Annotated in this window: 13 protein-coding genes; all 13 read right to left on the bottom strand. The window is 71.5% G+C overall.

From position 1 onward, the window contains the following. Window positions 1–4 precede the first annotated feature (4 nt). Window positions 5–1,288 carry a nucleotide sugar dehydrogenase gene (locus tag ACGFNN_RS02250; RefSeq protein WP_393552036.1) on the bottom strand — a complete coding sequence of 428 codons (1,284 nt, stop codon included), beginning with the start codon at window positions 1,286–1,288 and terminating at the stop codon, window positions 5–7. Beyond that, window positions 1,285–2,913, bottom strand: coding sequence for a glycosyltransferase family 2 protein (locus tag ACGFNN_RS02245; protein ID WP_393552034.1), 1,629 nt, complete (start codon window positions 2,911–2,913; stop codon window positions 1,285–1,287). The genes ACGFNN_RS02250 and ACGFNN_RS02245 overlap by 4 nt, the downstream gene beginning before the upstream one ends. Further along, window positions 2,910–4,481: a glycosyltransferase gene (locus ACGFNN_RS02240; protein ID WP_393552032.1), complete on the bottom strand. Its 1,572-nt coding sequence runs from the start codon at window positions 4,479–4,481 to the stop codon at window positions 2,910–2,912. The genes ACGFNN_RS02245 and ACGFNN_RS02240 overlap by 4 nt, the downstream gene beginning before the upstream one ends. Then, window positions 4,471–5,490: a Gfo/Idh/MocA family protein gene (locus ACGFNN_RS02235; RefSeq protein WP_393552031.1), complete on the bottom strand. Its 1,020-nt coding sequence runs from the start codon at window positions 5,488–5,490 to the stop codon at window positions 4,471–4,473. Before ACGFNN_RS02235 ends, ACGFNN_RS02240 begins: the two co-directional genes overlap by 11 nt. Then, window positions 5,487–6,605 (bottom strand): DegT/DnrJ/EryC1/StrS family aminotransferase, encoded by a 1,119-nt coding sequence (locus tag ACGFNN_RS02230; RefSeq protein ID WP_393552029.1) that lies wholly within the window; start codon window positions 6,603–6,605, stop codon window positions 5,487–5,489. Before ACGFNN_RS02230 ends, ACGFNN_RS02235 begins: the two co-directional genes overlap by 4 nt. A 205-nt stretch (window positions 6,606–6,810) precedes the next feature. Further along, the gene (locus ACGFNN_RS02225) at window positions 6,811–10,947 is read right to left on the bottom strand and encodes an Rne/Rng family ribonuclease (RefSeq protein WP_393552028.1); all 4,137 of its coding nucleotides are present in this window, start codon (window positions 10,945–10,947) and stop codon (window positions 6,811–6,813) included. Between the two features lie 229 nt (window positions 10,948–11,176). Further along, a complete protein-coding gene (locus ACGFNN_RS02220) occupies window positions 11,177–11,956 on the bottom strand; it encodes a TIGR03936 family radical SAM-associated protein (RefSeq protein WP_393552026.1) in 780 nt (259 codons plus the stop codon). Window positions 11,957–12,078: 122 nt separating this feature from the next. Next, window positions 12,079–13,215 (bottom strand): hypothetical protein, encoded by a 1,137-nt coding sequence (locus tag ACGFNN_RS02215; RefSeq protein WP_393552024.1) that lies wholly within the window; start codon window positions 13,213–13,215, stop codon window positions 12,079–12,081. 76 nt (window positions 13,216–13,291) lie between these two features. Continuing rightward, a complete protein-coding gene (locus ACGFNN_RS02210; protein WP_393552022.1) occupies window positions 13,292–15,217 on the bottom strand; it encodes a TIGR03960 family B12-binding radical SAM protein in 1,926 nt (641 codons plus the stop codon). Between the two features lie 50 nt (window positions 15,218–15,267). Beyond that, window positions 15,268–16,800, bottom strand: a complete 1,533-nt coding sequence (locus tag ACGFNN_RS02205; RefSeq protein ID WP_393552020.1) for a CHAD domain-containing protein — start codon at window positions 16,798–16,800, stop codon at window positions 15,268–15,270. Between the two features lie 52 nt (window positions 16,801–16,852). Beyond that, window positions 16,853–18,046: a rod shape-determining protein RodA gene (gene rodA, locus ACGFNN_RS02200; RefSeq protein ID WP_362549232.1), complete on the bottom strand. Its 1,194-nt coding sequence runs from the start codon at window positions 18,044–18,046 to the stop codon at window positions 16,853–16,855. Then, the gene (gene mrdA, locus ACGFNN_RS02195; RefSeq protein WP_393552018.1) at window positions 18,046–20,223 is read right to left on the bottom strand and encodes a penicillin-binding protein 2; all 2,178 of its coding nucleotides are present in this window, start codon (window positions 20,221–20,223) and stop codon (window positions 18,046–18,048) included. Before mrdA ends, rodA begins: the two co-directional genes overlap by 1 nt. A 64-nt stretch (window positions 20,224–20,287) precedes the next feature. Beyond that, window positions 20,288–20,950, bottom strand: a complete 663-nt coding sequence (gene mreD / locus ACGFNN_RS02190; protein WP_362549226.1) for a rod shape-determining protein MreD — start codon at window positions 20,948–20,950, stop codon at window positions 20,288–20,290. Window positions 20,951–20,954 lie beyond the last annotated feature (4 nt).

Raw genomic sequence — 20,954 nt, 5'->3', positions numbered from 1 at the left:
GGGGTCAGCCGCCGATGACCACCCGGCGCACGCCCTTCCACAGGGCCGGATCCGTCGTACGGCGGCCGTCGACCAGGACGCGGACGTCCGGCAGGCTCTCGGCCGCCAGCTCCCGGTACTCGGGGTGATCGCACTGGAGGATCGCCGCGGTGACCGCCTGCGACTCGTGGGGGACGAGACCGAGCGTCCTCAGCTCGCCCGGGCCGTAGAGCGGGTCGGACACGAAGGGCACCGCGCCGCGCTCCCTGAGCGCCGTGACCACGCCGAAGACGCCGGAGAAGGCGGTCTCCTTGACGCCGCCCCGGTAGGCGGCGCCCAGGACGAGGACGCCGACGCCGTCCAGGTCGCCGTAGGCGGCGGCCAGCAGGTCGACCGCGTACGCGGGCATCGCGGCGTTCGCCTCACGCGCCGCACGCACGACGGTGGCCTCGGGGTCCTTCCACAGGTACATCCGCGGGTAGACCGGGATGCAGTGGCCGCCGACGGCGATGCCCGGCCGGTGGATGTGGCTGTAGGGCTGGCTGTTGCAGGCGTCGATCACCTGCTCGACGTCGATGTCGTGCAGGTCCGCGAAACGGGCGAACTGGTTCGCCAGTGCGATGTTGACGTCGCGGTACGTGGTCTCGGCGAGCTTCGCCAGCTCGGAGGCCTCCGCCGTGCCGAGGTTCCAGACACCGTTGGGGTGCGGCAGGTCGTCGCGCTCGTCGAAGTCGAGTACCGCCTCGTAGAACTCGGTCCCGCGCAGCGTGGAGGCCTCGTCGATGCCGCCGACGAGCTTGGGATAACGGCGCAGGTCGGCGAAGACACGGCCGGTCAGCACCCGCTCGGGTGAGAAGACGAGGGCGAAGTCGCGCCCGGGGGTGAGACCCGAACCCTCCGCGAGCATCGGCGCCCAGCGGTCGCGGGTGGTACCGACGGGCAGTGTGGTCTCGTAGCTGACGAGGGTCCCGGGCCTCAGGCCCGCGGCGACGGCCTTCGTCGCCGCGTCCATCCAGCCGAAGTCCGGAGCACCCTCGGCGTCCACGAAGAGCGGGACGACGATGACGACCGCGTCACAGGCCGCGACCGCGGCGGTGGTGTCCGTCGTCGCGGAGAGCAGGCCCGCGCCCACGGTCTCCTTGAGCTTGGCATCCAGGCCGTGCTCGCCGGGGAACGGCTCGGTGGCCGAGTTGACCAGTCCGACGACCCGCTCGTCGACGTCCGCGCCGATGACCGTGTGGCCCTTGGTCGCGAACTGCACGGCGAGCGGGAGCCCGATCTTGCCCAGGGCCACTACACAGATGTTCATCGACTTCGCTTCCTCTTCGTCCTCAACCGCCTCCACAGCCGGGTACCCGGTCCGGCCCGGTGCTCCACCAGGGGAGCAGTGGTGATCACGAGCCGCCCCTTGTTGTTCGGCCTCGCCGCGACCCGGTGGGGGTCCTCCTCGCCCCAGCGGCGGGCCAGCGGCATCGGCAGCCCCTCGGTCCGCACCGGGATCTCGTAGACGGCACCCGCGACGGTGACGTACACACGGACACCCTTCCTGGCCTGCTCCGCGGGTACGGGTACGAGGGCGCGGAGCAGGGTGTGGCGGCCGTCCCCGGCCGCCACCGCGCCGAAGTCGCCGGGGGCCCGGGGCGTCCCGCTCCCCCGGGGCAGTCTCCTGGCGCCGGGGCGGTCCGCGCTCGGCGGCATGGCCCCCTGTACCAGAGCGACCACCGCCGAGGACGTGTCCCCGGTGACACGCAGGCGCAGGCTCACGGTGAGGCGGAGGTCCGCCCCCTCCTGTTCCCAGTCGGCCGACTCGAACCGCGTGCCCGCCGCGAGCCGTCCCGACACGGTCTCTCCGAGGACTTCGAACGTCCTGTCGTCCAGGCCCACCGCGGGGTCGCGGAACCCCGGGTATAGGGCGAAGGCCCGGTCGCCCTCCAGCAGGAAGGGCGGGGCCCCGTGCGCGGTCTCCTCCTCGATGGCCCGGGTCAGGGCATCCACCGCACCGCGCCGGGCCAGGCCGAAGCGGACCCGGCGGCGTACCCCTGTCGCGTCGCGCAGCGCGTCCGTGTAGTACGCGTCCAGCAGCACGGCCAGCCCGTCGCACAGCTTTCGCCGGGTGTCGAGGCCCAGCGAGGGGAAGTCGGCCAGCAGGAGCTTCGAGAGCTCCCAGGTGAAGTGGCGCGCGAGCAGGGCGTCCCGCCGTGGGCCGGCCGGTACGAGACCCGCCACGTGCTCCATGATCCGGGCGGTGCACCGCAGCCGGTCGAGGTGATCGGCCCGGTAGGTGATGTTGCCCGCGTCACCGCGCTTGACCGCGTAGTAGCAGATGTAGTCGGCCAGGACCGAGATCCTGCGCGCGCGTACGCAGGCCTCGACGGTGAAGGGCTGATCACTGCCGACCGGCAGGTCCTCGGGGAAGCGCAGCCGGTACTTCTCGATCAGTTCGCGTCTGAAGAGCTTGGTGTTGGACAGGGTGAAGGGCAGGGGTGAGTCGTAGAGGCTGATGTCGGGGGCGTTCGCGGTGTACAGCTTCTGGTGCACGTAGCGTCCGTTCACCCCCACCATCCGGCCCACGACGACGTCCGACTCGTGGGCGTCCGCGTAGGCCACCAGCCGTTCGAGCGCCTCCTGGCCGAGGTGGTCGTCGGAGCCCACGAAGTAGACGAAGCGCCCGGTGGCCAGGTCCAGAGCGCGGTTGCTCGGCGCGGCGGGTCCACCGGAATTGGGCTGGTGCAGGACGGTCACCGTCTCCGGGTGGCACGCGGCGAACCGGTCGAGTTCCCGGCCGCTGCCGTCGGTGGAGCCGTCGTCCACCGCGATCACTTCGAGGCGTCCGGCCCCGATGCTCTGGTTCATCAGGGAGTTCAGGCACTCCGTGAGATAGGGCATCGTGTTGTACACAGCGACGATCACGGTGACGTCGGGGCGCGCGGTCACGGGGTCACCGGGGCCATCCGTTCACCCACCCGGGGGCGGGCTCCCCCGGTGAGCCGGGAGTAGACGCCGTCGAGGACCGCGGCCTGCGCCTCCCAGGTCCAGTCGGCCAGCAGGCCCGGCCGTTCGTACGCGTCCCGGTAGCGCCGTGGGGCGGCGAGGACCGCGGTCACCGCCCGTACGTAGTCGGCGGTGTCCTCCGCGGTGAAAACCTCGCCCTGGCCGGTCTCACGGACCATGGCGCCCATCGTCCGGACGTCGCTGACGACGAGGGGGAGCCGGGCGTGGGAGTACTCGAAGAACTTGGTGATCAGGGCGATCTCGTGGTTCGGCCAGTGGTGGATCGGGATGACACCGACGTCCGCCTCAGCCAGATGCCGTACGACCTGGTCGTGGGGCACGTACGGCAGGATGTGCACCCGGTCCTGCACGGCCAGGGCGACCGCCCGCTTCCTGAGCGACTGCATGTACGGCGAGTTGCCGCGCGGGACCACGAAGGCCACATGCGTGCCGGGGAGTTGCGGGAGGGCCTCGATCATGATGTCGAGACCGCGCTGCGGGGCGGCGGAACCGCTGTAGACGGCCAGCGGGACCAGCGGGCCGATCCCGCACAACGCCCGCAGGCCGGGGACGGGCTCGGCGGCGCGCTCCTCGGGGACGGTGGCCTCGGGGGCGTTGAGCACGACCTCGGGGAGTTCCCCCAGACCGTGGTGATCGGCCAGCATCCGGGCCAGCGTGTCCGAAACGGTCGTGACCGCGTCGGCGTACTTCGCGTGCTCCCGTTCGTGTGCGCACTGGGCGACGTGCCAGCGTGGGTGGGGGTTCCACGGTTTGATGCCGGGCAGGAACTCGTGCGCGTCCCAGACGAGCTTCACGGTGCGCCCCTTGGCCTCGGCGCGCAGTTTGGCACGGGCACCCACACCCAGCATCCGGAAGTCGTTGGCGTGGATCAGGTCGGGTTCGAGCGAGTCGATGACCTTGCCGTAGGCGAGCTCCAGGTCCCACAGTCCGGGGTCGAGCCGACGCCAGGCCCGCTCCCCCATGGCCCGGACCCAGAAGGCGGTGGTGAACCGGTCGAGGGGGGTGTCCATGTCCTTGCGCCGGCGCTCGAGCGCGGCTGTGTGCCGGGCACGCAGCCGGACCCACCTGCCCATGCCACGGGAGAGCAGCCGTGTCGGCAGGAGGCGTGACCTGGCGATGGCGGAGCCGGACCGTCCGGTCTCGATGACCCTGAGGTTGAGCTCGGCGCGCCAGGCCTTCATCCGCTGCTTGCGGTACTCGGCGAGCGGACCTGGCGGGTAGGCGAGCGGCGCCCGCAGAACGGCCCTGCGGTATTCGTGGCGGCGCCGGTGCAGCGGGGTGGGAACGGGCAGCAGCCGCACGCGCGCCTCGCCCAGCCTCCAGCTCTTCGCCTTCCTGTCCGGAGACTTGCCCAGGAGCACGACGTCCCAGCCCGCGTCCGCGGCTGAACGGGCTTCCTTCTGTACGCGGGAGTCCCCTCTGACCCCGTTCTCGACCAGCATGACGATCTTCCCGCGCCGGGGCGGAGCGGCTGTCGGCTCAAGCACCATGGGGCACCGCCTCCTGTGTCTCGAAGACCACCGTGCGGCCGCTGCGGGCCGAGTCGAGCAGCGACGCGGCCACCTCCACGGTGCGCAGCCCCTGCCGCAGGGTGCAGATGTCGCGGGAGACTCCTCGCACGGCGTCCCGGAAGAGTTCGTGTTCGACGAGCAGCGGCTCTCGCTTGGCGATGGCGTAGCGGATCATGTCCCCCTCCGAGACCCCGCGGAACGCGCGCAGCGCCTCCCACTCGGTGGCCACCGAGGCGTTCGAGTAGAACGTCAGGTCGGCGGTCAGGGTGTCGGCGATGAGGCAGCCCCGCTCGCCGGTGACGGAGGTGAAGCGTTCCTTGAGCGGGCTCAGCCAGTTCACCAGGTGGTTGACCATCGTGCCGTCGGAGAGACGGCCCACCGCGCTGACCATGTCCTCGTAAGGGCGGCCCGACTTGGACACGGTGTGAGCGGCGATCGAGACGTAGCTCCGGCCGGTCATCCACGCCGTCAGATCGATGTCGTGGGTGGCCAGGTCCTTGACCACCCCGACATCCGCGACGCGATGCGGATACGGGCCCTGGCGGCGGGTCACCACCTGGTACAGGTCGCCGAGCTCGCCGGACTCCAGACGGCCTCGCAGGGAGCGCAGGGCGGGGTTGCACCGCTCGATGTGCCCGACGCCCGCGACCAGGTTCCGCGACTCGAACGCGTCCACGAGGCGCAGGGCGCCTTCGACGCTGTCCGCCAGCGGTTTCTCGACGAGCGCGCACACCCCCGCTTCGGCCAGCGTCATGCCGATCTCCTCGTGCAGGCCCGTCGGGCAGGCGACGACGGCGTAGTCGATGCCCAGGGCCAGGAGTTCCTCGACGCTCCGCAGGACGGGGGCGCCCTGCGCCCACCCGTTCTTGTCGCCCAGCGGGTCGACGACCCCGGCGAGTTCGACCCCTTCCAGGGCGTCGAGTACCCGCGCGTGGTGGCGGCCCATCGAGCCGAGGCCGATGAGGCCCGCCCGCAGTCCGGCGTTCACAGGATCGCCTCCAGGGCGTTGACGGACGCGGCCACGCGCTCCAGCTCCTCCTGCGCGAGGGACGGGTGTACGGGCAGGGAGAGGACCTCGGCGGTGGCCCGCTCGGTCTCCGGGAGATCCCAGACCCGGCCGGCCTTCTGGTCCGGCTCCCAGTAGGGATCGAGCCGGTGGATGGGCGTCGGGTAGTACACCGCGTGACCGATCCCGGCCTCGGTGAGCTCCGCCATGGCCGCTTCCCGGACCCCGGGGACGCGCACCGTGTACTGGTGGTAGACGTGCCGGGCGCCCTCGGCGACCGGCGGTGTGGTGACACCGGGGACGGTGATGTGCGCGTCGAGATAGGCGGCGTTGGCGCGGCGGCGCTCGGTCCAGGCTCCGAGCCTGCCCAGCTGGACGCGTCCGACCGCAGCGGACACGTCCGTCATCCGCATGTTCGCGCCGACGATCTCATTGGCGTAGCGCCGCTCCATGCCCTGGTTGCGCAGCAACCCGACGGTGCGGGCCAGTGCGGCGTCCCCCGTGGTGACCATGCCTCCCTCCAGGGAGTGCATGTTCTTGGTCGGATAGAAGCTGAAGGCGCCGCCCGCCCCGAAGGAACCGACCGGGATCCCGTCGAGCGCCGCCGCGTGCGCCTGGCAGGCGTCCTCGACCACGGCGAGCCGGTGCCTGTCCGCGACGCGCATGAGCCGGCCCATCGCCACCGGATGTCCGTAGAGGTGTACGGGCATGATCGCGGCGGTGCGCGGTGTGACGGCGGCCTCGACCGCGTCGGGGTCGAGGCCGAAGCTCCCCGGCTCGATGTCGGCGAACACCACCTGGGCGCCGGTCAGACGCACCGCGTTCGCGGAGGCGGCGAAGGAGAACGAGGGGACGATCACCTCGTCCCCCCTGCCGACCCCGAGGGCGAGCAGCAGCAGGTGGAGGGCGGACGTACCCGAGTTGACCGCGACGCAGTGGCGCCCGCCCACCAAGGCGGAGAACTCGTCCTCGAAGGATGCGACCTCGGGGCCCTGCACGACGTGGCCGCTGCGCATCACCCGCACGGCGGCCGCGATCTCGGCTTCTCCGATGAAGGGACTGGCCACGGGAACCGGCTGCTCGTTGATGCTCGTCATCGACGCCCTCCTTGACGAGTGCGCCGTCGCGCGCTCCTCGCCCTGCCGTACCAGGGATCCAGCAAATCATGACACAAAGGACATATATGGCGCTGGGAACGGGGCGGCGCAAGGCATCGCGAGAACGCCTGTGTCCCGCCCCCGGGAACTCGGGACGGGACACAGGCGGAGAGGGACGGGCGTCACACCGTCAGGGGCGGGCCGGTTACTCGCTCTCGCCGGTCCGCGCGGAGGCGGCCACCGAGGAGGACGGCTTCTCAGCGGCGACAGTCTTCTTCGCCGCCTTCTTGGCCGTCGTCTTCTTCGCGGCCGTCTTCTTGGCGACGGTCTTCTTCGCAGCCGCCTTCTTGGTCGCCGCCTTCTTGGCGGTGGCCTTCTTCGCGGTCTTCCGCGCCGCGGCCTTCTTGGCCGGTGCTTCGTCCGCCTCGGCGCCGTCCGCCTCGGGCGTGCCGGACTCGGCGTCCGCCACGACCACGACCGCCGCCTCCTCGGCACCCGCGGGCGCACCGGCCGGAGCGGTGACCTTGCGGGTCACCCGGCGCCGCGCGCGCGGCGGGGCCGCGGGAGCGGATTCCTCGGCCTCCGGGGCCTCGGCGTCCTGAGCGGGGGCCGGGGCCGCGGGCGCCTCGACGACCGGGTCCTCGGCCGCGACGGGCTCCGCCACCGGCTCGGCCGGCTGGACCGGCGGTGCCACATCGGCCGGCTTGGGCGAACCCGCCGGGGCGGTCGCCTTCCGGGTCGCCCGCCGCCGGGCACGCGCCGGAGGCGCTGCCTCGGCCTCGGGGGCGGCAGGCTCCTGTGCCGGGGTCTCGGCAGGCTGCTCGACCTGCGGTTCGGGCTCGGCCGGAGCCGCGGGTGCGGTCTCCTCGACCACCGGCGCGGGCGCGCCTGCCGGGGCCGTGACCTTGCGGGTCGCACGTCGGCGGCCACGGCCACGGGACGCGGCGGCCTCGGCCTCGGCCGGGCTGCTGTAGAGCTCCTCGTCCGCGACGAACTCGGGCTCGGGAAGCGCGACCGGGGCGGCGACCTCGGCGGCCACCTCGGCCTCGGTCTCGGTCTCCGCCTCGGCGGACTGCTCGGCCTGGTCGTGGTCGTGAGCGTGCTCGTGGTCGTGTCCCGCGCCACCGCGGCCGCGCTTCTTGGACCGCTTGCCGCCACCGCCACCGGCGGCGGTGGGCTGCTCCATGTGGACGATCACGCCACGCCCGTTGCAGTGGACGCAGGTCTCAGAGAAGGACTCCAGCAGCCCCTGGCCCACCCGCTTGCGGGTCATCTGGACCAGACCCAGGGACGTGACCTCGGCGACCTGGTGCTTCGTACGGTCCCGGCCGAGGCACTCCAGCAGACGCCTCAGTACGAGGTCCCGGTTGGACTCGAGCACCATGTCGATGAAGTCGACGACCACGATGCCGCCGAGGTCGCGCAGCCGCAGCTGACGCACGATCTCCTCGGCCGCCTCCAGGTTGTTCTTGGTGACGGTCTCCTCGAGGTTTCCGCCCTGACCGGTGAACTTGCCGGTGTTGACGTCGACGACGACCATCGCCTCGGTCTTGTCGATCACCAGCGAGCCGCCGCTCGGCAGGTAGACCTTCCGGTCCAGCGCCTTCATCAGCTGCTCGTCGATGCGGTACGTCGCGAAGACGTCGACCTCGGAGGTCCAGCGCGACAGCCGGTCGGTCAGGTCCGGGGCCACGTGCGAGACATAGCCGTGGATGGTCTCCCAGGCGTCGTCACCGCTGACGATGACCTTCGAGAAGTCCTCGTTGAAGATGTCGCGCACGACCCGGACGGTCATGTCCGGCTCGCCGTAGAGCAGCGTCGGCGCGTTGGAGCTGCTGGTGCTCTTCGACTTCTTCTGGATCTCTTCCCACTGCTGCTGCAGCCGCTCGACGTCACGGCGCAGCTCGTCCTCGCTCGCGCCCTCGGCGGCGGTGCGCACGATGACGCCCGCGTCCTCGGGAACGATCTTCTTGAGGATGCTCTTCAGCCGGGCGCGCTCGGTGTCGGGCAGCTTGCGGCTGATGCCGGTCATGGAGCCCTCGGGCACGTAGACCAGGTAGCGGCCGGGCAGCGAGACCTGGCTGGTCAGGCGGGCGCCCTTGTGGCCGATCGGGTCCTTGGTCACCTGGACGAGGACGGACTGGCCGGACTTCAGAGCGGTCTCGATCCGGCGCGGCCCGTGGGCCATGCCGAGCGCCTCGAAGTTGACCTCACCGGCGTAGAGCACCGCGTTGCGGCCCTTGCCGATGTCGACGAAGGCGGCCTCCATGGAGGGCAGGACGTTCTGCACCTTGCCCAGGTAGACGTTGCCGACGTAACTGGTGGCCTGCTCCTTGTTGACGTAGTGCTCGACGAGCACGTTGTCCTCGAGGACGCCGATCTGGGTGCGCTCACCGCTCTGGCGGACGACCATGACGCGCTCGACCGCCTCGCGGCGGGCCAGGAACTCGGCCTCGGTGATGATCGGAACGCGGCGGCGGCCCTGCTCACGCCCCTCACGGCGGCGCTGCTTCTTGGCCTCCATCCGGGTCGAGCCCTTGATGGACTGGACCTCGTCGAAGCCGGTGCCGGGCTCGCGCTCGGCCTCCTTCTTGCGGGGCTCGCGGACCTTGACGACCGTACGCTCCGGGTCGTCGGCGCCCGCGCCGGTGTCCTCGCCGGAGGCGTCCGAGCTACGGCGGCGACGGCGGCGACGACGTCGGCTGCTGCTGGACCCGGAGGAGGCCTCGTGCTCCTCCTCGTCCTCGTCCGCCTGCGCGGACTCCTCGGCGCGGTCCTCGGAGGCCTCGTCCTGCTGCTCCGTGTCGTCCGCGTCGTTCGCCTCGCCACGGCGGCGGCGACGGCCGCCACGACGGCGACGGCGCGAGGGCCGGTCACCGTACTCGTCCGAGTCGTCGCCCTCGTGCTCGGCGTCGGTCTCCTGCTCGGAGTCCTCCTCGGCGGCGGGGGCACGGTCGGCCTGCTCGGCCGGGAGGGTGACGGGGGTCGCGGCGGGCTCGGTCTCGACCGCCTCACCCCGGCGGCGACGGCGGCGGCGCGAGCCGCCCTGCGTCCCCTCGGCGGGAGCGGCCTCGGCGGCCTTCTCCGCACCGGAGGCGCGCTGCGTGGTGTCCTCGCTGTCGTCGCTCTCGTCGTACGCCGGCGCGGATCCCGCGGCGGCGGCCGCGGCGGCGGCGGTCTCCGGGGTCTGGAACATCGGCTCGGCGAATACCGGTGCCTGGAAGACGGCCACGGCGGGACGGGCCGCACGACGGCCCTTACGCGCGGGCTCCTCGGCCTTGCCGGTGAATTCGGGGCTGCCCGCGGCGGCGGTGGCGCGACGGCGCTGCCGGCCTCGCGGCGCGGCCTCCTCGACCTGCTCGGGCTCGGTGGCCAGTTCCTCGGCGACGGCCGCGGGAAGGCTCTCGGCCTTCTCCGTGGCGGCTTCGGCGACGTCCTCGACGGGCTGGGGGCTGCCGGCCGGAGCGCTCGCCTTGCGGGAGGCGCGACGGCGGGTCCGGGCGGGCGGGGCGGCCTCGGCCACGGGAGCCTCCTCGGCGTCCTCGGTCCGGGCCGGCTCGGCCACGGGCTCCGCGACGGCGGCCGACGCGGCCTCGGTGTCTCCCACGGCCTGCGGCGCACCGGCCGGCGAGGACGCGCGGCGCCTGGTACGGCCACGGGGCGCGGCGGCGGGCTCCTCGGCGGGGACGGATTCCGTGACGGCTTCGGGAGCCTTCACCGGCTCGGCCACGGTGGTGTCCTGGGCGACGGGCTCGGCCGTCTGCGGGGCACCCGCGGGAGAGGTCGCCTTGCGGACCGCGCGGCGACGGCCGCGAGGGGCCTCCACCACGGGTGCCTCCTCGGCCTCCTCGTCCGCGACGGATTCCTCGGCGGCCGGCGGTGCGGCCTCGGCGGCCTGCTCCACGACCTCCGTGGCCTGCGGGGAACCCGCCGGGGCGGTCGCCTTGCGGACCGCGCGACGACGCGGACGCGCCGACGGTGCGGCCTCGGGGGTTTCGGCGGCAGGCTCGGGGGGCTCGGCCTGTGCGGTCTCGGCGACCGGTTCCACGACCTCGGCGACCTGCGGCGTACCCGCCGGAGAGGTCGCCTTGCGCACCGCGCGACGACGCGGACGCGCCGGGGCGGCGGCGTCCACGGCGGGCTCGGGTGTCTCGGTGTCCGCGGCCGGTATGGCCGGCGCGACGTCCTGGTCGGCTGCCGTGCCCGGCCCGCCCGACGGCGGACCGGCGGGGCGGGAGGCGGCGCGGCGCCTGCGGCGGGGCGGCAGCTTGTCCCCGGGGGCGTTGCTGTCGTCCGCGCTTGCGGGGTTTCCGGTCGTACCGGATTCGTTCGGCTCGTGCATGCGGGCGGTTCTCCCGTCGCGCTCCCGGGCGCCGCGTCTGGGTCCGGTCCGGCGCGATTCGCGTGATGTGCGCGATACCGCCGTCCGGGGCGCGGGCGCCGCACGGGAGCTTGTGTCTGGCTCGCCGGTTCCGTACGCGTGACGCACGGCCTGGCGAAAGTCTTATGGGGCGGTGCGCGGCCCGACCCAGGTGGCTCCCGGGTCCGAGGGCTGCGCTACAACGACCGCCTTACGCGGAACCTGCACCTTCCGGCGCCGTCGCGGCGGCGGCCGGATCGGCCGTGGAAACGGCCGGGGCTGCCTCGCGGTCGGGCGCGAGCGGGTCGGTCACCGTGCCGGACTCCTCGTCGAAGAGCCCCTGCGCCAGCCTGGTCACCGCTGCGGGGACCGGCGGCGTTAGGTCGGCCACAGCTCGGAGACCGGACAGGACGTCGTCGGGTCGTACAGCAGGTGTCACGTGCCGCACTACCAGGCGCAGTATCGCACAAGGCCTGTCCCCGGACCTATCAGGCTGTGGATCATGTGCCTCGAGGTCGACGACCGCGGGGCGGGCGTCGAAGGTGCGGACGCCGTTCTTCGCGCGGCGCTGGACCTCGACGGTCTCGGCGGCCAGGAAGGCGGCGACGGCCTTCTCCGCGTCCTGCACGGCCACGCCGTCCAGCCGCATCTCCCACACGGAGGCGGTCAGCCGGTCGGCGAGCCCGGACGTGCGGGCCTCCACCGCGTCGACGACGTCGAGGCCGTCGGGCATGGAGGCGTCGAGCAGTTCGCGAAGGAGGGCCGGGTCCCGCGCCTCGGTGAGGGCGATCTCCAGGAACTCGGCCTCACTGCCCGTACCCGTGGGGGCGGCGTTGGCGTACGACACCTTGGGGTGAGGGGTGAAACCGGCCGAGTAGGCCATGGGCACCTCGGAGCGGCGCAGCGCCCGCTCGAAGGCACGCTGGAAGTCTCTGTGACTGGTGAACCGGAGGCGGCCCCGCTTGGTGTAGCGCAGTCGGATGCGCTGCACCGCCGGTGCGGGCGGCGGGCCTTCGGGCTGTCGCTTGCCCAGTGGTTCTTCTCCTCGGTGCGGGGCGGCCGCGGTGGCGTGCCGCCCACGAAGTACAGGGTGCCCCGGGGTGCCGCTCCGGCTCACCCCCGCCCGACGGTTTTGTCGTCGAGCGGAGAGATCTCGGGTGCGGGCGCCGCACTGGGGACAGTCGTTGTCCTACCCAGGGTACGCGCAGCGGACCCTTCGAGTTCCCGTGCCTCCGTGACCTGCGGCGATCCCACCAGGGCGCGCCAGGCGTCACGGCGCGCCGCCCGCAGGCCCTCCCGTGCGGACGCCAGGGCCGCACGTGCCGCCCGGCCGGCCTCCAGCGCCACCCGCTTCACGGGCGCCCACACCGCGTCGCGTACGAAGTGCCCCACCGGGGTGCACAGCGAGCGGTAGGCCCAGGTCACCGGCGCCCCGATCAGGTGCCACGCCAGCCAGGCCAGGACGCGGCCGACGGCGCGGGAGAGGTGGCCGGCGATCCGCCAGGCGACGCCGACGGCCTCCGCGAGCTCGCGTCCCAGCGGAGCCAGGGCCTTTCGCCACGCCCACACCAGGGGCTGTACGAGAAGCGTCATGAACAGCCACACGGCAGCGGCCCACAGCCCCCGCGCGGTGGCGGTGAGGACGCGTGCGACGAGGTCGGCCGTCCACGCGACGAAGTGCCCCACCGGGGTGAGCACGTACCCGTACACCCATCGGGCGGGCAGCACCAGCAGGTGCACGGCGAGCCAGCCGGCGGCGAGGCCTAGCGGTCGCAGGACGTACCGCCACAGCGTGATCGCCGGCCACACCAGGAGCACGGTCACCAGCCCGGCGGCCGCCGGTACGAGCAGCCGCTTCCAGACCCATCGCAGCCCCTGGCCGAGGGGGGTGAGGACGGCCCGGTGGAGCCACGACAGCGGCGCGACCACGCAGTGGCGGACGAAGGGGACGACGACATGACGCCACAGCGCCACCCAGGGCCAGTACAGGAGGGCCTTGGTCAGCCAACCGAGCGCGCGCCCGGCCGGGACGAGCAACCACCGGTGGATCCAGGTGAGCGCCCTCCACAGAGGGCGCAGCAGAACCTTCTCCAGCACACCGGCGCTCGCCACGAGGACGTCCCAGACCATGCGCAGGGGCAGGACCAGGAGCAGGACGACGATCCGTACCGGGATTCTGACCATGACCGTCAGGCAGCCTTCGCCGCCCCTGTGCGGCGCACCGGCGCCGGCCTGCTCGTCGAGGTCCATGCGGACAAGGACGCGAACGCCCGGCCAGGGGTTTCCCGGGCCGGGCGTTCGTCACCGGGCTGTCACCCGGACGGGACTACTTCACGACGGTCAGCGGCAGCAGCTTCTTGCCGGTGGGGCCGATCTGGATGTCGAGGTCGAGCTGGGGGCAGACACCGCAGTCGAAGCACGGCGTCCAGCGGCAGTCCTCGACCTCGGTCTCGTCGAGCGCGTCCTGCCAGTCCTCCCAGAGCCAGTCCTTGTCGAGGCCGGAGTCCAGGTGGTCCCAGGGCAGGACCTCCTCGTACGTCCGCTCGCGGGTGGTGTACCAGTCGACGTCCACGCCGAAGTCCGGCAGGGTCTTCGCGGCGCTCTTCATCCAGAGGTCGTAGCTGAAGTGCTCGCGCCAGCCGTCGAAGCGGCCGCCGGACTCGTACACCTCGCGGATGACGGTGCCGACCCGGCGGTCACCGCGGGAGAGCAGGCCCTCGACGATGCCGGGCTTGCCGTCGTGGTAGCGGAAGCCGATCGAGCGGCCGTACTTCTTGTCGTCGCGGATCTTGTCCCGGAGCTTCTTCAGCCGGGCGTCGGTGTCCTCGGCGCTCAGCTGCGGGGCCCACTGGAAGGGGGTGTGCGGCTTGGGCACGAAGCCGCCGATGGAGACGGTGCAGCGGATGTCGTTCTGCCCGGAGACCTCTCGGCCCTTGGCGATGACGTTGACCGCCATGTCGCCGATCTGGAGGACGTCCTCGTCGGTCTCGGTGGGCAGGCCGCACATGAAGTACAGCTTGACCTGGCGCCAGCCGTTGCCGTAGGCGGTGGCGACCGTGCGGATCAGGTCCTCCTCCGAGACCATCTTGTTGATGACCTTGCGCATGCGCTCGGAGCCGCCCTCGGGGGCGAAGGTGAGGCCGGACCTGCGGCCGTTGCGGGTCAGCTCGTTGGCCAGGTCCACGTTGAACGCGTCGACGCGGGTGGAGGGCAGCGAGAGGCCGATCTTGTCGTCCGTGTACCGGTCTGCGAGGCCCTTGGCGATGTCACCGATCTCGGTGTGGTCGGCGGAGGAGAGCGACAGCAGGCCGACCTCCTCGAAGCCCGTGGCCTTGAGGCCCTTGTCCACCATCTCGCCGATGCCGGTGATGCTTCGCTCCCGCACGGGGCGCGTGATCATGCCGGCCTGGCAGAAACGGCAGCCGCGGGTGCAGCCGCGGAAGATCTCGACGGACATCCGTTCGTGGACGGTCTCGGCGAGGGGGACGAGAGGCTGCTTGGGGTACGGCCACTCGTCGAGGTCCATGACGGTGTGCTTGGACACGCGCCACGGGACACCGGACTTGTTGGGCACGACGCGGCCGATGCGGCCGTCGGGCAGGTACTCGACGTCGTAGAAGCCGGGGACGTACACACCACCGGTCCTCGCGAGACGGAACAGCACCTCCTCGCGGCCGCCCGGGCGGCCCTCGGCCTTCCAGGCGCGGATGATCTCGGTGATCTCCAGGACGGCCTGCTCGCCGTCACCGATGACCGCGCAGTCGATGAAGTCCGCGATCGGCTCGGGGTTGAACGCGGCGTGGCCGCCCGCCAGCACGATCGGGTGATCGACGGTGCGGTCCTTGGACTCCAGCGGGATACCCGCGAGGTCCAGGGCCGTGAGCATGTTGGTGTAGCCGAGCTCGGTGGAGAAGCTGAGGCCGAACACGTCGAACGCGCCGACGGGCCGGTGACTGTCCACGGTGAACTGCGGAACCTTGTGCTCGCGCATCAGCTCCTCGAGGTCGGGCCACACGCTGTACGTGCGCTCCGCGAGGACGCCATCGCGCTCGTTGAGTACCTCGTAGAGGATCATGACGCCCTGGTTGGGCAGCCCGACCTCGTAGGCGTCCGGGTACATGAGTGCCCAGCGGACGTCGCATTCGTCCCACGGCTTGACGGTGGAGTTCAGCTCACCGCCGACGTACTGGATGGGCTTCTGCACATGCGGGAGCAGAGCTTCGAGCTGCGGGAAGACCGACTCGGCAGACATCTGTGGACCTTCGTAGCTGGCAGGGGTGACCATCAAGCGTAACCCGGTGCTCAGCCCTTCAGTGCCGCGCGCAGTCCTGGGCGGGAGGCCCGGTCCCACACCCCGGGCAGCTCGCGCTCCCGTGCGGCGGCCGCCGTCTCCTCCTGGCCGTAGAGGAGTCCCCAGGTGAAGGCGGACTCCCCCGCCTCATGGGCCTGGACCGCGAGGGTTCGCAGTGCGTCCCGGGCGACGACGCTGTCCTGGTGGTCACCGAGTACCGACTGCACCGACTTCATCCTTTTGGAGAACTTCTTCGCGGGCTTCCCCAGGGCCGGCCTGGCCGCCTCGGCGGCGTAGCGAACGCGTTTGGCCGCCTTGCGCGCCTCGTGCATGGCCACGTCGCGCTCCGGCCCGGGGCCGAGCTCCCGTGCGTACCCCACACGCGCGGCAAGGCGGTCGTAGTCCTTGAGCACGGCGCGCGGCAACGCTTCGCCCGGTTCCCGCACTGCGGCGGGGAGCAGGGGCGGATCGGCGAGGAGGGCGTCGAGGGAGTCGAGGAGGGCCAGGTAGCGGTCCGAGTCGAGTACGGAGTCGACGTGCCGCCTCGAACCGGCGTGACGGGCCGTGAAGGCGAGCTCCAGCCGGGCGCGTACCGGACCGAGGACGAGTGGTACGGGGAGCCCGGCCACACGGGAGTCGAGGCGGGCTTCGAGGACCTCCCTGTCACGGTCGATCCCGAGTTCCGCGGCGAGCCACTTCAGCTCGTCGCGCAGCGGGTCCGTGACCGTCCGGTCGAGGATCTTCCGGTAGGTCCGAAGAGCGCTGCGCAGTCTGCGGGTGGCGACCCGCATGCGGTGAACGCTGTCGGGGAGCTCCCGGCGTACGGCGGGGTCGAGCTCGACGATCGCCGCGACCTGGCGGGCCGCGTAGGCCAGCACGTGCTCACCGGCGGTGCGTGGGGCGGGCTTCCCCTCCTTCTTCCGGGAGGGCCCTTTCTCCGGGGAGGTCTCGGACAGGGCGCGGGAGAGCTTCGACGGTGCGGCCGAGGGCCGGACGCCCGCCTTGCGGAGCCGCCTCTCGACGGCGTCGAGGAGGGCGGGGTCCTGGTCGTCGGCCAGCTCCACCTCCATCTCGGTCCACGCGGAGGTGGTGCCGCGCCCCCGCTCGGTGAGGCGTTCGGCGAGGACCTCGTCGATGCTCACCTCGGCGAGCAGGGCGCCGTCGTCGTCCAGGAGGTGGTGGACGTCGCGGGCCGAGAGGATCCGCACGACGGGGAGCACCGGGGCCGCGCGTACCCGCGAGCGGAGGAGCTTGCCGATCTCGGCGGGGAGGGCGTCGCTCAGCGGGGCCCGGATCTCCTCGCGGACGTCGGCGGAGACCGGGATCTTGAGGTGCCACCCGGCGTCCTCGCCGCCCGTCCTGCGGCGCAGGGTGAGGGAGTGCGCGGCGAGGCGGAGGTCCTCGGTGTCGTAGTAGACGGCGTCGAGTTCCATCAGGCCGCGGTGGACGACGGACGAGACGCCGGCCGCCCGGGTCAGGTCGGGCAGCCGGGTCTCGGGAGTCGCTTCGTACTTCCGCTCGACCTCGTGCTTCGAGTCCGCCATACATCGAACCTATCCGCGACGGGCCCGGATATGCAGGGTGGGGACGTCCGGATCAGGCCGACATCGGGCGTTGCACCCGGATGGACTGGAGCAGGCCGATGGCCACCCAGACCGCGAACATCGACGATCCGCCGTACGACACGAACGGCAGCGGGAGTCCCGCGACCGGCATGATCCCGAGGGTCATCCCGATGTTCTCGAAGGACTGGAAGGCGAACCAGGCGATGATCCCGGCGGCCACGACCGTGCCGTAGAGCTCGGTGGTCTCACGGGCGATGCGGCAGGCACGCCACAGGACGACCCCCAGGAGGACGATGATCAGTCCGGCTCCGAGGAAGCCGAGTTCCTCGCCCGCCACGGTGAACACGAAGTCGGTCTGCTGCTCGGGGACGAACTGACCCGTGGTCTGGGACCCGTTGAAGAGCCCGGTTCCGGTGAGTCCGCCGGAGCCGATCGCGATGCGGGCCTGGTTGGTGTTGTAGCCGACGCCCGCCGGGTCGAGCGCCGGGTTGGCGAAGGCCGCGAAGCGCGCGATCTGGTAGTCGTCGAGGACTCCCAGCTGCCAGACGGCGAGGGCTCCCGCCGCCCCGGTCCCGAGGAGTCCGAAGATCCAGCGGTTGGACGCGCCCGAGGCGAGGAGAACTCCCAGCACGATGACGGCCATCACCATGACGGACCCGAGGTCGGGCATCAGCATGACGACCGCCATCGGCACGGCGGCCAGGCCGAGGGCCTTGGCGACCGTGCGGTGATCGGGGTGGAGCTGGTCGCCCGCGTCGACGCGGGCGGCGAGCAGCATCGCCATCCCGAGGATGATCGTGATCTTGGTGAACTCGGAGGGCTGGAGCGAGAACCCGCCGCCGATGATGATCCAGGCGTGCGCGCCGTTGACCGTGGCGCCGAGCGGGGTGAGGACCGCGAGGACCAGCAGGACCGAGATGCCGTACAGCACGGGCACCGCCCCCCTGAGGGTGCGGTGTCCGAGCCAGATGGTGCCGATCATCAGCGCCAGGCCGATGCCGGTGTTCAGGACGTGCCGGAAGAGGAAGTAGTACGGATCGCCGTGGGTGAGCGACTCACGCCCACGGGTCGCCGACCAGACCAGGAGCGAACCGACGAAGGACAGCGCGAGGGCCGAACCCAGCAGCGGCCAGTCCAGCCGCCGCACGACGGAGTCGCGGGCGGTGAGCCTGATCCAGAGGGAGCGCTTCTCGGGGCCGTAGCGCGGGATGGAGAAACCGGCCATCAGTCACGCCTCCCCACGGTGACGGGGAGGGCGCCGGCGAGTGCCTGGGTGCCGTCCTCGGCAGGCGGCTCCGGGGTGTAGGGCTTGATCTTCGGGGACACGATCTGGCCGTCAGGCTTGATCTTGGGCAGCGTCTTCTGGGGTGTGGGCAGCAGCGCCTTCTTGAGGTTCTGCTTGCCGCTGGCGTCGAGCCCGTAGAGCGCGTTGTAGATGTTGCGCACGGCGGGGCCGGAGGCGCCCGAACCCGTACCACCCTGGGAGATCGTCATGACGATCGAGTAGTCCTTGGTGTACGTGGCGAACCAGGAGGTCGTCTGCTTGCCGTAGACCTCGGCCGTGCCCGTCTTGGCGTGCATCGGGATCTTGTCCTGGGGCCATCCGCCGAATCGCCAGGCGGCGCTGCCCCGGGTCGCGACTCCCGCGAGGGCATCGTCTATCTGGTCGCGCGTCTTACCCGTGAAGGGCAGCTTGCCGTGGGACTTGGGGGCGATCTCCTGGACGGTCTTTCCGTCGCCGCTGACGATCGCCTTGCCGACGGTCGGGTCGTACAGGGTCCCGCCGTTGGAGATCGCGGCGTAGATGGTCGCCATCTGGATCGGGGTGACGAGCGTGTCCCCCTGGCCGATCGAGTAGTTGACCGAGTCACCGGCACGCATCTTGTTGCCCTCGATGCAGCCCTCGTACGCGATCTTCTCGACGTAGGTGCCGTCCTTCTTGCCCTGCTTGCACCAGGACGCCTTGTTGGCGTCGTAGAAGTCCTGCTTCCACTTGCGGTCGGGGACACGGCCGCTGACCTCGTTGGGGAGGTCGATGCCGGTCTCCTTGCCGAGGCCGAACTGGTGGGCGGTCTTGTAGAACCAGTCGGCGGGCTTCTTCTTCGGGTTGTTGCCGCCGTCCTTCGCCCACTCCTTGTGCGCCAGCCCGTAGTAGACGGTGTCGCAGGAGACCTCGAGGGCACGGCCGATGTCGATGCTGCCGTAGCCCTGGGACTCGAAGTTCTTGAAGACCTGTCCGCCGATCGAGTAGGAGCTGGGGCACGGGTAGTTGCCGTCGAACGGGTACCCGGCGTTGACCGCGGCGGTCGAGGAGACGACCTTGAAGATCGAGCCCGGTGCGGCGGTGCCCTGGATGGCCCGGTTCAGCAGCGGGAAGTTGGACTTCTTGCCGGTGAGCTTGGCGTAGTCCTTGGCGGAGATGCCGCCGATCCATGCGTTGGGGTCGTAGTTCGGCAGGGAGGCCATGGACACGACGCGTCCGGTCTTGGCCTCCATGACGACGACGGCGCCGGAGTCGGCCTTGTAGAGCTCGTTGGTGTTGCGGTCCATCTCCTTGCGGGCGGTCTCCATCGCCTTGTTCAGCTCGTACTCGGCGACGGCCTGGACGCGGGCGTCGATGGAGGTGACGACACTCGCCCCGGGCTCGGCCTCGTCGTTCTGCGCCTGGCCGATGACACGGCCGAGGTTGTCGACCTCGTAGCGGGTGACCCCGGCCTTGCCGCGGAGTTCCTTGTCGTACGTGCGCTCCAGGCCGGACCGGCCGACCTGGTCGGAGCGGAGGTACGGCGAGTCGGTGTCCTGTGCCTTGGTGACCTCTTCGTCGGTGACCGGCGAGAGGTAGCCGAGCACCTGGGCGGTGTTGGCCTTGCCGGGCGAGGCGTAACGGCGTACGGCCGTGGGCTCGGCGGTGATCCCGGGGAAGTCCTCGGCGCGCTCACGGATGGTGAGGGCCTGCTGGGTGGTGGCCTCGTCGGTGACGGGGATCGGCTGGTAGGGCGAGCCGTTCCAGCAGGGCTGCGGGGTCTTGGCGTCGCAGAGCCGGACCTTGTCCTGGACGTCCTTGGGCTTCATGTCGAGGACGTCGGCGAGGCGGGTGAGGACGGCCACCCCGTCGTCCTTCATCTTCATCAGTTCGGTACGGCTCGCGGACACCACGAGACGGGTCTCGTTGTCGGCGAGGGGCACCCCGCGCGCGTCGAGGATGGATCCCCGGACGGCGGGCTGCACGACCTGCTGGACGTGGTTGTTCTTGGCCTCGTCTGTGTACTCCTGGCCGTTGCGGATCTGGAGGTACCAGAGCCGGCCGCCGAGGGTGAGGAGGAGGGAGAAGACGAGGACCTGGATGACGACGAGACGGATCTGGACCCGCTGGGTCCGGCCCGTCTCCGGAATGTTGCTCACTGAGCGCCCCCGGTGGTGGTCGGTCGGCCGAGGGTACGGGGCTCGCCCCCGGAAGAACGCAGCCTCACAGTCGTTTGACCCCCTTGATCCTTCCCGCGCGTGCCGCGCGGCCTCGGGCCGCCCTCAGGCGCATCGCCCCTCGCTGGCTGCCGATCCGCAGCCCGGTACCGGTGGCCAGCCAGCCTGCGGCGACGTCGCCGCTGCCGGAACTGTCGGCGACCGGGTCGTTCTCCGTGCGTCTGGCCAGCGCCATGATCAGCGGCACCGTGAACGGCGCCAGCAGCAGGTCGTACACCGCCGCGGTGAACAGCAGGCTGCCGAGCCCGACGTGGCGGGCCGCGGTGTCACCGACGAGCGCGCCGACACCCGCGTACAGCAGGGTCGATCCGATGGCCGCGGCGACGACGAAGGCCATGGGGGTGAAGGCGGACTTGAGCTGGCCGTTCTCGGGCCGCGCGAGGCCGGCGAGGTAGCCGACGACGCACAGCACGAGGGCGTAGCGGCCGGCGGCGTGGTCGGCGGGAGGTGCCAGGTCGGCGAGGAGCCCCGCGCCGAAACCGATGAGGGTGCCGCTGACGGGCCCGTAGACGAAGGCGAGCCCGACCACGACGAGGAGGATCAGGTCCGGCGTGGCACCCGGGAGCTGCAGCCGGGCGAGTACGGAGACCTGGATGACGAGGGCGACGACGACCAGAGTGACGGAGAGCAGAGTCCTGTTGATGCGCATGGGG

This window comes from Streptomyces sp. NPDC048590, assembly GCF_043199535.1.
Classification (GTDB): domain Bacteria; phylum Actinomycetota; class Actinomycetes; order Streptomycetales; family Streptomycetaceae; genus Streptomyces.
The sequence above is the reverse complement of the archived record's forward strand: the minus strand, read 5'-3'. Positions and strand labels throughout refer to the sequence as shown.

Excerpts from the sequence above, each read along its gene's own strand:
- ACGFNN_RS02250 (WP_393552036.1), bottom strand. The coding sequence starts at position 1,288 with ATGAACATCTGTGTAGTGGCCCTGGGCAAGATCGGGCTCCCGCTCGCC.
- ACGFNN_RS02240 (WP_393552032.1), bottom strand. The coding sequence starts at position 4,481 with ATGGTGCTTGAGCCGACAGCCGCTCCGCCCCGGCGCGGGAAGATCGTC.
- ACGFNN_RS02230 (WP_393552029.1), bottom strand. The coding sequence starts at position 6,605 with ATGACGAGCATCAACGAGCAGCCGGTTCCCGTGGCCAGTCCCTTCATC.
- ACGFNN_RS02225 (WP_393552028.1), bottom strand. The coding sequence starts at position 10,947 with ATGCACGAGCCGAACGAATCCGGTACGACCGGAAACCCCGCAAGCGCG.
- ACGFNN_RS02215 (WP_393552024.1), bottom strand. The coding sequence starts at position 13,215 with ATGGACCTCGACGAGCAGGCCGGCGCCGGTGCGCCGCACAGGGGCGGC.
- ACGFNN_RS02210 (WP_393552022.1), bottom strand. The coding sequence starts at position 15,217 with ATGTCTGCCGAGTCGGTCTTCCCGCAGCTCGAAGCTCTGCTCCCGCAT.
- ACGFNN_RS02205 (WP_393552020.1), bottom strand. The coding sequence starts at position 16,800 with ATGGCGGACTCGAAGCACGAGGTCGAGCGGAAGTACGAAGCGACTCCC.
- rodA (WP_362549232.1), bottom strand. The coding sequence starts at position 18,046 with ATGGCCGGTTTCTCCATCCCGCGCTACGGCCCCGAGAAGCGCTCCCTC.
- mreD (WP_362549226.1), bottom strand. The coding sequence starts at position 20,950 with ATGCGCATCAACAGGACTCTGCTCTCCGTCACTCTGGTCGTCGTCGCC.